Source organism: Ruegeria sp. H6, assembly GCF_056532975.1.
Genome location: NZ_JBQFOA010000013.1, coordinates 57,560 through 69,769, shown reverse-complemented (window position 1 = coordinate 69,769; position 12,210 = coordinate 57,560). Strand labels below are relative to the sequence as shown.

12 protein-coding genes are annotated in these 12,210 nt (G+C 59.9%); 6 read left to right on the top strand and 6 right to left on the bottom strand.

The window, feature by feature from the left end:
- The first annotated feature begins 71 nt into the window (after positions 1-71).
- The 4 genes from ACR0AG_RS18290 to ACR0AG_RS18275 all read left to right on the top strand — a co-directional run bounded on the left by ACR0AG_RS18290 (position 72) and on the right by ACR0AG_RS18275 (position 4,123).
- Entirely contained in the window at positions 72-668 is a 597-nt protein-coding gene (locus tag ACR0AG_RS18290) for a hypothetical protein (protein ID WP_480841576.1), read from the top strand.
- 109 nt (positions 669-777) lie between these two features.
- Positions 778-1,395: a ribonuclease HII gene (locus tag ACR0AG_RS18285; protein WP_480841574.1), complete on the top strand. Its 618-nt coding sequence runs from the start codon at positions 778-780 to the stop codon at positions 1,393-1,395.
- Between the two features lie 105 nt (positions 1,396-1,500).
- Entirely contained in the window at positions 1,501-2,604 is a 1,104-nt protein-coding gene (locus ACR0AG_RS18280; protein WP_480841572.1) for a DNA methyltransferase, read from the top strand.
- 139 nt (positions 2,605-2,743) lie between these two features.
- A complete protein-coding gene (locus ACR0AG_RS18275) occupies positions 2,744-4,123 on the top strand; it encodes an adenylate/guanylate cyclase domain-containing protein (protein ID WP_480841570.1) in 1,380 nt (459 codons plus the stop codon).
- Positions 4,124-4,210: 87 nt separating this feature from the next.
- On the opposite strand, the gene ACR0AG_RS18270 is transcribed toward ACR0AG_RS18275, so the two are convergent.
- Together ACR0AG_RS18270 and mutY are read right to left on the bottom strand one after the other, a co-directional pair.
- On the bottom strand, positions 4,211-5,347 hold the full coding sequence (locus tag ACR0AG_RS18270; RefSeq protein WP_480841568.1) for an alkane 1-monooxygenase: 1,137 nt from the start codon (positions 5,345-5,347) through the stop codon (positions 4,211-4,213).
- A 58-nt stretch (positions 5,348-5,405) separates the two neighbouring features.
- Positions 5,406-6,461 carry an A/G-specific adenine glycosylase gene (gene mutY / locus ACR0AG_RS18265; protein ID WP_480841566.1) on the bottom strand — a complete coding sequence of 352 codons (1,056 nt, stop codon included), beginning with the start codon at positions 6,459-6,461 and terminating at the stop codon, positions 5,406-5,408.
- An 81-nt stretch (positions 6,462-6,542) separates the two neighbouring features.
- On the opposite strand from mutY, the gene ACR0AG_RS18260 reads away from it, so the two are divergent.
- Entirely contained in the window at positions 6,543-7,049 is a 507-nt protein-coding gene (locus ACR0AG_RS18260) for a DUF721 domain-containing protein (protein ID WP_480841564.1), read from the top strand.
- 14 nt (positions 7,050-7,063) lie between these two features.
- Positions 7,064-7,726, top strand: coding sequence for a DsbA family protein (locus tag ACR0AG_RS18255; RefSeq protein WP_480841562.1), 663 nt, complete (start codon positions 7,064-7,066; stop codon positions 7,724-7,726).
- Between the two features lie 40 nt (positions 7,727-7,766).
- Here ACR0AG_RS18255 and lpxK read toward each other — a convergent pair whose 3' ends face one another.
- The 4 genes from lpxK to ACR0AG_RS18235 are packed head-to-tail and all read right to left on the bottom strand — an operon-like array spanning position 7,767 to position 12,114.
- A complete protein-coding gene (gene lpxK, locus ACR0AG_RS18250; protein ID WP_480841560.1) occupies positions 7,767-8,765 on the bottom strand; it encodes a tetraacyldisaccharide 4'-kinase in 999 nt (332 codons plus the stop codon).
- Positions 8,752-9,984, bottom strand: coding sequence for a 3-deoxy-D-manno-octulosonic acid transferase (locus ACR0AG_RS18245; RefSeq protein WP_480841558.1), 1,233 nt, complete (start codon positions 9,982-9,984; stop codon positions 8,752-8,754). Before ACR0AG_RS18245 ends, lpxK begins: the two co-directional genes overlap by 14 nt.
- Positions 9,981-10,781, bottom strand: coding sequence for an inositol monophosphatase family protein (locus tag ACR0AG_RS18240; protein ID WP_480841556.1), 801 nt, complete (start codon positions 10,779-10,781; stop codon positions 9,981-9,983). The genes ACR0AG_RS18245 and ACR0AG_RS18240 overlap by 4 nt, the downstream gene beginning before the upstream one ends.
- Positions 10,768-12,114, bottom strand: coding sequence for a TldD/PmbA family protein (locus ACR0AG_RS18235; RefSeq protein ID WP_480841554.1), 1,347 nt, complete (start codon positions 12,112-12,114; stop codon positions 10,768-10,770). Before ACR0AG_RS18235 ends, ACR0AG_RS18240 begins: the two co-directional genes overlap by 14 nt.
- Positions 12,115-12,210: the final 96 nt, after the last annotated feature.

Here is a 12,210-nt window from a genome sequence, read left to right as displayed (position 1 = left end):
GGGTTTTGAAGGCTGATATCCGATAACAACCCACCGTTATTGCCTGACTGAGCAGGGCGATTCCAAAACGGATGTATCGAATTCGCGGTTTGTCCCCGAACCGAAGAAAACCCCAAAGGAGGTGCACCATGCATCGCAAGTTTATCGCCCTGATCGTCGCCCTCGCCGTTGTTGTGACAGGTGTCTCAGCCTCGCAAGCGCAGGCTCAGGACAACCGCAATCTTCTGGGCGGCCTCGCCGCGCTGGCCCTGCTGGGTGTTGCGGTCAATCACTATTCCAAGGAACAGAAAAAAGAAAAAGCCCGTCCTGTGACGCGCAATGTCTATCAGGAACATCACCATCATTATCAGCCGCGCCACCCGCAGAAGACCTACAAGAAAAAGCACAAGAAGCATCACACGCAAAAGCAGCGTCATTATAACCAGTATCCGGTGCGTCCGTTGCCGAAACGCGTGGCCCGGTACGACTTGCCGCAGCGGTGCCTGCGCACGTTCAAGAACTACTCAAGCCGGCATCCGTTGCTGGGACCGAAATGCCTGAACAAGCACTACAGACATGCCGGCAGCCTGCCGCATCAGTGCAAAGTTGGCTTTTGGAACGGCAAACATGTAAAACGCGCCTACGAGCCCGCCTGCCTGCGCCAACACGGTTACCGCATCGTTTACTAATGTCGAGCAGGAGCGGCGCCATCAGAAGCGTCGCGCCGGGAGGGGGTGGCCTGCGCTGCCCCCTTCTTTTTGCTTGCTATGATGCGCGAAACAGGCTTTGCCCGGTTGCATGACCAAACCGACTTTCGACATCGAACAGGCCCTGCTGGACCGTGGACATATAAGGATCGCAGGTGTTGACGAGGTGGGGCGCGGCCCTCTGGCCGGACCCGTGGTTGCTGCAGCTGTAATCCTGAACCCCGATGACATTCCCGAGGGGTTGAATGATTCCAAGAAATTGACAGCAAAGCGGCGCGCGGCATTGGATGAGGCCCTGCAGCAACGGGCCGAGATTGCTATTGCCGAAGCCACTGTTGCCGAGATTGATGAGCTGAATATCCTGCGCGCTTCGCATTTGGCGATGGTTCGGGCCGTCACGGCCTTGGACCCGGCGCCGGATTTTCTTTTGATCGACGGTAACCTGATTCCGCGCGGTATGCAGCTGCCCTCGCGGGCCGTGGTCAAGGGCGATGCGCTATCGGTTTCAATCGCCGCCGCCTCGATCATCGCGAAAAAGTGGCGCGATCAGGTGATGGTGGATTTGGCGCAACAGCATCCCGGCTATGGGTGGGACTCAAACGCGGGCTATCCGACAAAAATGCATCTCGAGGCGCTGCGAAATCTTGGTGTGACCCCACACCATAGACGTTCGTTCAAACCGGTCCACAATATCTTGTATCAAGAGTAAATCGTAAGTCACTGATTCAAAAAAGAATTTGACGGCGAATCATCTTTGACTCATCCTTGTCTCAACCAAATGAGCGCAAAAGCGCCGTGGAACTGAGGCAGTATAATGACGACAATCAAGACAAAGGGCGCAGCCGCGCTCCCTTTAAACACGATCCTATCCGGGGACTGCATCGAAGCGATGAACAGTCTGCCCGAGGCATCCGTGGACCTGATTTTTGCAGACCCCCCCTATAACCTGCAACTCAAAGGTCAGCTGCATCGCCCTGACAATTCGCAGGTGGATGCGGTTGACGATCATTGGGATCAGTTCTCAAGCTTCAACGCCTATGATCAGTTCACGCGCGAGTGGCTGAAGGCCGCCCATCGGCTGTTGAAACCCAACGGTGCGATCTGGGTAATCGGGTCCTATCACAACATTTTCCGCGTGGGCTCGGCTTTGCAGGATGCGGGCTATTGGATCCTGAACGACGTTGTCTGGCGCAAGTCGAACCCGATGCCGAATTTCCGGGGCAAGCGATTTACCAATGCGCATGAGACGATGATCTGGGCGTCCAAGCGGGAAGGTGCGAAATATACGTTCAATTATGAGGCTCTGAAAGCGCTCAACGAAGGCGTACAGATGCGCAGCGATTGGGTTTTGCCGATTTGCACCGGACATGAGCGCCTCAAAGACGAAAACGGTGACAAGGCGCATCCGACGCAAAAGCCGGAATCGCTATTGCACCGGGTTCTGATCGGCTCGACCAACCCGGGCGATGTGGTGCTGGACCCGTTCTTTGGCACCGGCACGACCGGGGCCGTTGCCAAGATGCTGGGGCGCGAATTCATCGGCATTGAACGCGAAGAAAGCTATCGCAAAGTGGCCGAAAAGCGCATCGCCAAGGTCCGCAAATTCGACCGCGAAGCGCTGGAGGTCAGCGCCAGCAAGCGCGCTGAACCGCGCGTGCCCTTTGGCCAACTGGTCGAACGCGGCATGCTGCGCCCGGGCGAAGAGCTTTATTCCATGAACCAGCGCCACAAGGCCAAGGTGCGTGCAGATGGCACGCTGGTGGGCGACAACGTCAAGGGCTCGATCCATCAGGTCGGCGCCCATCTGGAAAACGCACCCTCGTGCAACGGTTGGACCTATTGGTGCTTTAAGCGTGACGGCAAAACGGTTCCCATTGACGTGCTGCGTCAACAGATCCGTGCCGAGATGCACAGCTGATTTACAGATACCGCCTGTGCCTGTGGCCTGACACAAGGCACTGTGACTTACCCCGCCAGTCTTGGCGGGGTCTTTTGTTTTGGCTTCAGGAATGATTGCATAGCAAAACCCCCTGACCGCCTTTTGGGAGACCGAGGCAATGACCGACATAACCGCCAACCGATCCCGCATCGACAGGATTTTTCTGACGCAGCCGGACACCTTTGATCTGGATAACAAATACACCCTGGCGGCTTTGGAACGGCACAAGCGCGAGGGGTTGGAACTCGCAGTCCGGGCACGCTGGATCGCGATGGGGTTCACGGCTGTCCTTCTGGTCTTTCTGAATCCCCATTGGGAGGTCCTGTGGTATCATTTCATCCTTGTGTTGATATGCGCCAACGGGTGGCTGATCCGCCGCGCCGGTCGGGTCGGGCAATCGCGGCTTGAGCTGCTGCTGATCTTTGTCGATCTGCTGATCATGACGCTTGGCATGATCGTACCGAACCCGTTCAGCGACGATGTCCGCCCGTTGGCGATGCAGTATCGGTTCGACAATTTCCAGTATTTCTTCATCATCCTGGCGGCCGGAACGCTGGCCTATTCCTGGCGGACGGTCATCGCGCTGGGGTCCTGGACCGCAATGATGTGGACTGTCGGCTGGATCATCGCCTGGTGGGTCGCCACACCCATTCCCGGCATCAGCGAACGTGTGGCAGAGGCCCTGCAGGGCTATCCCGATGTGGCTGAACTGCTGAATCCGAACAGTTTCATGATCCCTAATCGGGTGCAGCAGGTCGTTGTCTTCATCATGGTGGCCGTCACCTTGGGAATTTCGATGCAACGGCTTAACCGGTTGCTGATCAGCAATGCGGGGTTGGAGCGTGAGCGGGCCAACCTGTCGCGCTATTTCTCGCCAAATGTGGTCGAGTCGCTGAGCCACAATGATGAACCGCTCAAGCAGGTGCGCAAAGAAAACGTTGCGGTGCTGTTCATCGATATTGTCGGGTTCACCAAGTTTGCCGCCGGGCGTGACCCCTATGAGGTGATCGAGGTGCTGCGCGGATTTCACGCGCGGATGGAGGCCGAGGTTTTTCGCCATCACGGCACGCTCGACAAATATCTGGGCGACGGGCTGATGGCCACGTTCGGCACCCCGGTGACGACGCCACTAGATGCGAGCAATGCGCTGGCCTGCGGGCGGGCGATGGTTGAGGTCATTGATCGCTGGAACCTTGAGCGCCAACAGGCCGGTGAGCCGGAAATCCAGGTCGGGATCGGCGTGCACTATGGCCCAGTCGTGTTGGGCGACATCGGGGCCAATCGGCTGGAGTTCGCCGTCATCGGTGACGCGGTGAACGTGGCCGCCAAGCTTGAGGCGCTGACCCGCGAATTCGGGGCGCGTATTGTTGTCAGCGACGCGGCGCGCACGCAATCGCTGGTAGAGGCGCCCTCGGAGGACCTCTTGTCGGGGTTTAAGCCAAAGACGCAGCAAACAGTGCGTGGGGTCGAAGCGCCAATGGATATCTGGGTGCTTTAGGCGGCTAGGGCTCTCCCGCCTGACGTCAAAGCATCAAAGATGCATTTCCGTCAGTTGGGCCGGGCAGCGCGCTTGCGCGCGCTGCGGTCAGTCTGTGGGATGCGGGTTGAGCGCCTTGTTATACGGGTGCCAATCTGTGATTTCCGGGTAATATTGCTGCCGCCACGCACGAACGCGCGGGTTCATAACGCGCCGCCAAAGCGGCGGGATCATCGCGGCGACGGTCATCACCGGATAGCCATAGGGAAGTTGGGGCGCGGCGTCCTGTGTGTGGTGCTGCAACAGGGGAAAACGCCGGTTTGGTTTATAGTGATGGTCCGAGTGGCGCTGCAGGTTGATCAGCAACCAGTTCGAGGCCTTTTGCGATGCATTCCAGGAATGGCGTGGTCGTACATGTTCGTATTTTCCGTTTTCCAGGTACTTCCGCGTCAGCCCGTAATGTTCGACATAATTCACAAGCTCTAGCTGCCAGATTGCGATGCCCGCCTGGACCAGAAACAGCCCCAATCCCGACCAGCCTCCCAGCACAAGCGCCAGCGCCAGCATTCCGATTTGCAAAGCCCAATAGCGCCAAAACGGGTTGGTTTTGTCCGTCCAGGGCCGATCCTTTCGGGCCAGCTTGACGCGTTCAGCCCGGAAGGCGGAGATCAGGCTTTGGCGCAGGACGCGGGGGTAGAAGCGGTGAAATCCTTCGTTATAGCGTGCGGTGACCGGGTCGCGGGGCGTTCCAACGTGGCGGTGGTGCACCAGCAGGTGTTCCGAACGGAAATGCGAATAGAGCACCATGGCCAGAAGGATGTCGCCCAGCCACCGTTCGACCTTGCTTTGCTGATGCATCAATTCATGGCTGTAGTTGATGCCGACCGTGCCCGTGATCACGCCCATTCCGACAAAGATGCCGATCTTTTCCAGCGAGGATAGATCATCGGATCGAGTGACGAACCAGATCAGGCCGAAAAGTGTTACAAACTGCACAGGAGCCCATGCTTTGGTCAGCAGGATGTACCAGCTCAGCATTGCATCGGGCGTCTCGGTATCTGCGTTGTCCAGGTTCAGCCCGGTCAGCCGGTCAAGAACCGAAAACGCCCACCACGTTGCCAGCGGAACCAGCAGGATAGACCATCCGCCCAGCGTGGCCGAAATCCAGATCAGCGGGATCAGCAGGTATGACATCCAGAACGGAAGGGCGGACTGCCAGCGGGACAGGGTTTCTGGTGCAATCATTGATACGCTCCGAAATCGTGCGGGTAGCTAGCCATGATCAGAGGCCCTGCACAATGGGCTATTGCTTTGACCAAAGGTCAAAGGCTTTGCGCATGACTGTGGGCAAGTCACCGGGGCGGAAATCGTGCTTGTCCAACAGCACGAGACCTTTGGGTGTAAGGCCGGAGGGCAGTTCGGCCGACCATACTCGGAGGATCAGATGGAAATGGGTGAAGGTGTGGCGCACCTCGGACGTCAAATGCTGCCAATCGGCAGAAAACGGAGGGGTTGGCGCCGGATTGTCTGACCAATCAGACCCCGGCCAGCCAAGCATGCCGCCCAGCAGACCTTTGTCGGGGCGACGCTCTAACAGCATGGCCCCATCGCTGCGACGCGCGATATAGACATGCCCGAACCGCGTTGGTTTTGGCTTTTTGGGTGTTTTGCGTGGCAAATCAGCCTGCGTTCCGGCGGTTTGTGCCTGGCAAGCCGGGCGGATGGGACAGATACCGCAGGCCGGAGACTTGGGCGAGCAAATCGTTGCGCCCAGATCCATAACGGCTTGCGCGTAATCCCCGGGGCGGCAATCGGGTGTCAGAGCCTCGGCCCGGGCTTTGAGCAAGGGTTTTGAGCCGGGAAGGGGGTCATGAATGTCATAAACGCGCGCCATGACACGTTCGACATTTCCATCCAGAACGGTTTCGGGCCGATCAAAGGCGATGGCCGAGATCGCGGCGGCGGTATATGGGCCGATTCCGGGCAGCTTCAGCAGTGCATCATAGGTGTCGGGAAATCGACCGCCGTATTGATCGGCAACCACCCGCGCGCATTTCAGCAGGTTTCGCGCGCGGGCGTAATAGCCAAGCCCGGCCCATTCACCCATTACATCCTCATCCGCTGCATTGGCCAAGGCGTTCACATCGGGCCATCTTGTTGTAAAACGGATGAAATAATCGCGCACTGCTGCAACGGTGGTCTGTTGCAGCATGACCTCGGACAACCAGACGCGGTAGGGGTCCGGCAGCACTCCGGCTGCGCGCTCTGCGGGCCCGACGCGCCAGGGCATGTCGCGCGCGTGGTGGTCGTACCAGTCCAGCAAAATGCGGCTGAGATCGGTTTCCGTTGTGTCACGCAAGTTTTATCTATCTCCCCGTCGGGTTTCGCTGGTGTCGGCCCGTGTGCGCATTACAATAGCGGCGCAGGAGTTGGAAACCAGATGCAACGCAGACGTTCTTCGACCCGCGGGTTCAAACGGACCGCGACTTTGCTGAACGACCAGATCAGACGCGCGGGTGAGAGCCGCGGGTTTGCAGTGTCGCGTCTGCTGACTCATTGGGCCGAGATCGTGGGTCAGGACATTGCCGCCATCGCGCGACCGGTCAAGGTCGGTTACGCCAAAGGCGGGTTCGGTGCCACGCTGACCGTGCTGACCACCGGTCCGCAAGCGCCGATGCTTGAGATGCAAAAGGAACAGCTGCGGGGCAAGGTGAATGCGGTCTATGGCTTCAATGCCATCAGCCGTGTGCGCATCACCCAGACCGCCCTGACCGGGTTTGCCGAAGGGCAGGCCAGTTTTGATCACAAACCCAGGCAGGAGAAACCGGGAATAGCGCCCGAGATCGCCGCCGAGGCAGACAATGTGTCGCGTGATGTTAACGATGGTGAATTGCGTGCAGCCCTTGAACGTTTGGGGCGCAACGTTTTATCCAGACAGAAACGCTAAGAAAGGGCTGAGTAATGAGCCGAATTGCAACAGTAATCTGTGCAGCTGTCGCTGTGGCCGCAGGGGGCTATTGGCTGACGCTGTCAAACTCTTCTTCCAGCTACCCGCTGATCAGCAGCGCCGAAGCGCAGGAAGCGGATTTGGACACGTCCACAATCGTGGACATGGTTTTGGGGGCCGATGATGCGCCGGTCGAGATCATCGAATACGCGTCCTACACCTGCCCGCATTGCGCGAATTTCCACAAAGGAGCGTACAAACAGCTCAAGCAGGATTTCATCGATACCGGCAAGGTGAAGTTCACCTATCGCGAGGTGTATTTTGACCGCTACGGCCTCTGGGCCTCGATGGTGGCGCGCTGCGCGGGGCCGGACAAGTTCTTTGGCATTACCGACCTGATTTACGACGGACAGGCCGAATGGACCCGTGCCGGTGGCCCCGCCGAAATCGTGGAAGAGCTGCGCAAGATCGGACGTCTGGCCGGGATCGACAATGACCAGCTTGAGGCCTGCCTGCAGGACGGAACCAAGGCGCAAACCCTTGTGGCCTGGTATCAGGAAAATGCCGAACGTGATGGCGTTCAGGCAACCCCGTCCTTTGTCGTCAACGGCAAGAAGGTTGAAAACCAGCCCTATCTGGATTTCAAGCAGCTGATCGAAGAAGAGCTGGGCAGCTGATCAATTCGGGCGCGGCCAATTGTGGCCGGGCCCAATTCGCTTAGGGCGGCGGCGCTGCTTTGAGCACCATGTCCTTGACCATTTCGGTCTCGGTTACCTGAAGCCGAACCGGCAGTGTCAGCACCTTGTTGCGAAAGGCCAGCGGCAGACGCACGGCGTCTTTCTCGGTTGTGACCATCTGTGCGCCCAGGCTGCGGGCCTCATTTTCAAGACGTGCCAACAGCGCAGAGGTCAAAAGCTGGTGGTCATCCAGCGCCTCTGCGCGCAGGATGTTGGCCCCTTGCTGGCGCAGGGTGTCAAAGAACTTTTTCGGATGCCCGATCCCGGCAAAGGCCAGAACGTTTGAACCGGACCAGTCCATCCCAGTTTGCAAAGGTGCAACTGAGCCGGTCGCGTGTGGGACGTTCAGTTTTTTGCCCCAGGTCTTGGCAAAACGCTCCTGCGCGGCGGGTGCCCCAAGCGACAGTACAAGGTCCGCACGTTTCAGCCCGGCTTCAACCGGCTCGCGCAAAGGGCCCGCTGGGATGCACAGCCCATTGCCAAAACCGCGTTCGGCATCGACGACAATGATCGACATGTCTTTGGTCACCGACGGGTTCTGGAATCCGTCATCCAGCACGATGACCGTGGCGCCGTTTTCCGCGGCTTCTTTGGCGCCCAAGGCCCGATCCTTGGCAACCCAGACCTCGGCAAAGGCGGCCAGCAATAGGGGCTCGTCCCCGACCTGAGCTGCCGTGTGTTTCGCAGGGTCAACCCGCACCGGGCCCTCCAATGACCCGCCATGCCCGCGGGTCACGACATGCGGAACGTGCCATTTGTCGCGCAAAATTTCGAGCAGCCAGATAACTGTCGGCGTTTTCCCAGTTCCGCCGGCGTTCAGGTTGCCTACACAAATCACGGGTATGCCCGGCGACAGCCCGGGCCCGGATGCCACTCTGCGCGCGGTTGCGGACGCATAAAAGTACCCCAACAGGGACAAAAGCCGTGCGCGCAGCCCCGGTTTGTCGGGCGGGGTATTCCAGAATTCAGGCGGGCGCATTTCCGGCCTTCCTGTGATCAAGCGTGCTGTGAACCATTTCCGTCAATTGATCGGCCTGAGGCGCGCCCTCGGACACGATTTGCCACCCTGCCAGGGCCATATCCGCAGACCGGTCCGGTGCCAGCAGCGCAACAACTCCGTCACCCAGTTCGGTCGCCGATTTCACCCCCAGAGCGGCCCCGGCCCGATCCAGTCGGTCATATGCGTCCTGATACTTGTGGGTATGCGGCCCGTGGATCACGGCCGAACCCAATGCGGTTGAGATCATGGGATCGCGCCCGTCATTGCCACGTTCCAGCGAGCTGCCCATGAAAGACACCGGCGACACCCTGTGCCAAAGCCCAAGGCTTTCCGGGTCGGCGGTCAGAACGACCTGAGTCGTATCCTCGATCGGCTGATCGTCATCCCAATGCACACAGCGCAGATCCATGGCCGAGAGCCTTCGGGCCAGCGGTTTGGCCTCGGCGCTGTCTGCAACGTGCAGGATCACGGCCAATCGCGGCATGATCCGCATGGCCTGACGATGCGCGCTGAGGACCGATATGAATTCCTTGTCCTGCACATAGGCCGCCAACCAGACCGGGCGCCCACCCAAGGCGTGGTTGGTTTCGATCAGCTCATCTTCTGGCCAGGGGGCTGGTGTCGGGCTGATCCTGAGAGGCAGCGAAACAGAGACTTTCTTGGGAGAAATACCCAATTTGCGGATCTGGCGAGCGGTGTTTTCGGTTGGTGTGAGAATTGTATCAAAACTGTCCAATGTGTGCCGCGTGATATCCGGCAGCCAGCGCCCGCCCCGGGCGATCTGCACATCCACCTGGGCCTCGAACAGAACCAGCGGGATGTTACGTTCCTGTGCCCGGGTGATGATGTTGGGCATCAGCCCGCCGCCGACCCAGATGCCCATATCCGGCTCCCAGTGATCCAGAAACCCGCGCGCGGCGCCGGCTTGCTCGGTTGGCAGGTTGATCAGGGGGGCGATGCTTTCGTCCCAGGTGCTTATGTTCTCGTCCGGTGCGACGGTCATCAACAGGGATAGGCCGGGGCGCGCATTCATCAGCCTGCGGCAGAAATCATTGATAACCTGCAACCTGTCGGCAGAGGCGATGTGGATCCACAAAACCTCTCCGTCTGGGCGGGGCTGTGCGGCCTCAAGGTTTTGCGTCATGCCCCACGACAGTACCCTATAGGCGGCAAGGCTCAGAGATCGCGGCTTGCTCATGCGGGCATCCAGGCCTGATCCGGGTCCAATCGGTCCTGCAGGCTTTGGTGCAGGGCAGGATTTGCGGCGATGACGCCGTTCAGTTTTGGCTGCGGGTTGTTGAACAGCAATTGTTGCCCCTGCCGGTCGGTGCACCTTCCTTGCGCCTCGCGCAGGATCAGATCGCCCGCGGCGATGTCCCATTCCCAGCTTGGACGCAAAGTCAGCATCCCGTCAAACCGCCCCTGCGCGACCAGGGCCATGCGATAGGCCAGCGAAGGCCGATAGGCGCGCTTGAATGCAGGTGGTTCGCCCGCGCGCCAGTGGCGTGGCGCAAGATTTGGCTTTGCGGCCAGAACCTCGGCCTCGTCCGACTGGGCCTGCGGCGACACCTGTATGGGTTCACCGTTGAGCGTCGCGCCTTGTCCGGCCGCCGCCGCATAAAGCAGATCGCGCATCGGCAGGTAAATCACCGCAGCTTCAACCCGACCGTTGCGGGCAATTGCCAGAGAATGCGCCCATGTGCGGGACCCTTCCGCGAAACTGCGCGTTCCGTCGATCGGGTCGATGACGAACACGTTTTCCAGCTGCAACCGGTCTTCTGTGTCCTCGGTTTCTTCGCTGAGCCAGCCGTAACCAGGCCGTGCTGCAAGAAGATCGCGTTCGAGCATTGTGTTGACGGCCAGGTCTGCCTCGGTCACCGGGCCCGCGCCGTCGGGTTTGTCCCAGCGTTGCGCCTCGGGGCCGGAATACCGCATGGCGATCTGCCCCGCCTCGCGCGCGGCCTCAATCAGCAATGGCAGGTCAGTTGCCGGCAAGTGTCATCCCTTCGATCAGGATCGATGGTACCACACGTGACAAATAGGTTCTTGCGTCATTGGCAGGAATGATGCGCATCAGCATGTCGCGCAGGTTCCCGGCAATCGTACATTCATTCACCGGATGGCTGATTTCGCCGTTTTCGACCCAAGAGCCAGAGGCCCCGCGCGAATAATCGCCGGTGTTGGGATTGATGGTCGAGCCGATCATCGACGTGACCAGCAGACCGGTCCCCATGTCACGGATCAGGTCTTCGCGGCTGCGGTCGCCCTGCGTCAAGCTGAGGTTCCAGTTCGAGGGCGATGGAGGGCCGGACACGCCGCGCGCCGCGTTGCCGGTGGGGGCCATCCCTAGTTTTCGCGCGCTCGATAAATCCAGGGTCCAGCCGGTCAAAACACCATCCTGCACGATGGCGCGGTTTTGCGTTGGCAGGCCCTCGGCGTCAAAGGGGCGTGAACCGGCAATGCGCGCGCGGTGGGGGTCTTCGACCAGTGAAAGATGTGCAGGCAGAACCTGTTCACCCAGACACCCCTGCAGCCAGGATGCACCACGGGCAATGGCAGCGCCATTGCTGGCCCCAAGCAGATGCCCGATCAGCGAGGATGAGATGCGTTCGTCGAACAGAACCGGGAAGGTCCCTGTGGCGGGTTTGCGAGCTCCAACCAATTCGACGGCGCGCGTTCCGGCGGTGTGGCCAATTTGTTCGGGGCTGCGCAGGTCGGACTGAAAGCTGCGGCTGTCGCCGTCATAATCCCGCTCCATCCCCGTGCCCTCGCCGGAGATCGCCACGCAGGAGGTGGACCGGCTTGTGCGCGCATAGCCGCCGGAAAATCCGTTGGTCGCCGCCAGATGCACCCGATGTGTGCCATAGCCGGCGGCGGCATCCGACACCTGCGAAACGCCCGCGATGGCCATGGCGGCGGCCTCGGCGGCCTGCGCGTCTTGCATCAGGGCTTGTGCGCTGGGTTCCGGTGTCGGATCAAACAGCTCCAGCGCGTTAATGTCCCAATCCCGAACCAGCTGATCCGGGTCGGCAAGGCCGGAATAAGGGTCTTCGGGTGCCTCGGCGGCCATCGCAACGGCGCGTTCGGCCATTGCGGTCAAGGTCTCGGGCCGACTGTCCGAGCTGGATACGATGGCCTGCTTGCGCCCCAGAAAGACGCGCAAGCCCAGATCGGTGCCTTCGGAGCGTTCTGCATGTTCCAGCTTGCCCTGACGCACCTCGACCGACACAGACGAGCCATCGATGACAATAGCATCCGCCGCCTCGGCCCCCGCTTTGCGTGCGGCGTCCAGCAGTTGATGACTGATCTCTTCGGGTGACTTGCTCATGTGGCCTCCGGTCCTGACTTCTCTGGACCTAGCCCCGGACCGTCCGACCCGCAAGACCCGTGCGGTAAAAGTCGTGGGAATACGGATGGTTTGCCC

Excerpts from the sequence above, each read along its gene's own strand:
- ACR0AG_RS18235 (WP_480841554.1), bottom strand. The coding sequence starts at position 12,114 with ATGAGCAAGTCACCCGAAGAGATCAGTCATCAACTGCTGGACGCCGCA.
- ACR0AG_RS18270 (WP_480841568.1), bottom strand. The coding sequence starts at position 5,347 with ATGATTGCACCAGAAACCCTGTCCCGCTGGCAGTCCGCCCTTCCGTTC.
- ACR0AG_RS18280 (WP_480841572.1), top strand. The coding sequence starts at position 1,501 with ATGACGACAATCAAGACAAAGGGCGCAGCCGCGCTCCCTTTAAACACG.
- ACR0AG_RS18275 (WP_480841570.1), top strand. The coding sequence starts at position 2,744 with ATGACCGACATAACCGCCAACCGATCCCGCATCGACAGGATTTTTCTG.
- ACR0AG_RS18290 (WP_480841576.1), top strand. The coding sequence starts at position 72 with ATGTATCGAATTCGCGGTTTGTCCCCGAACCGAAGAAAACCCCAAAGG.
- ACR0AG_RS18260 (WP_480841564.1), top strand. The coding sequence starts at position 6,543 with ATGCAACGCAGACGTTCTTCGACCCGCGGGTTCAAACGGACCGCGACT.
- lpxK (WP_480841560.1), bottom strand. The coding sequence starts at position 8,765 with ATGCGCCCGCCTGAATTCTGGAATACCCCGCCCGACAAACCGGGGCTG.
- ACR0AG_RS18245 (WP_480841558.1), bottom strand. The coding sequence starts at position 9,984 with ATGAGCAAGCCGCGATCTCTGAGCCTTGCCGCCTATAGGGTACTGTCG.
- ACR0AG_RS18285 (WP_480841574.1), top strand. The coding sequence starts at position 778 with ATGACCAAACCGACTTTCGACATCGAACAGGCCCTGCTGGACCGTGGA.
- ACR0AG_RS18255 (WP_480841562.1), top strand. The coding sequence starts at position 7,064 with ATGAGCCGAATTGCAACAGTAATCTGTGCAGCTGTCGCTGTGGCCGCA.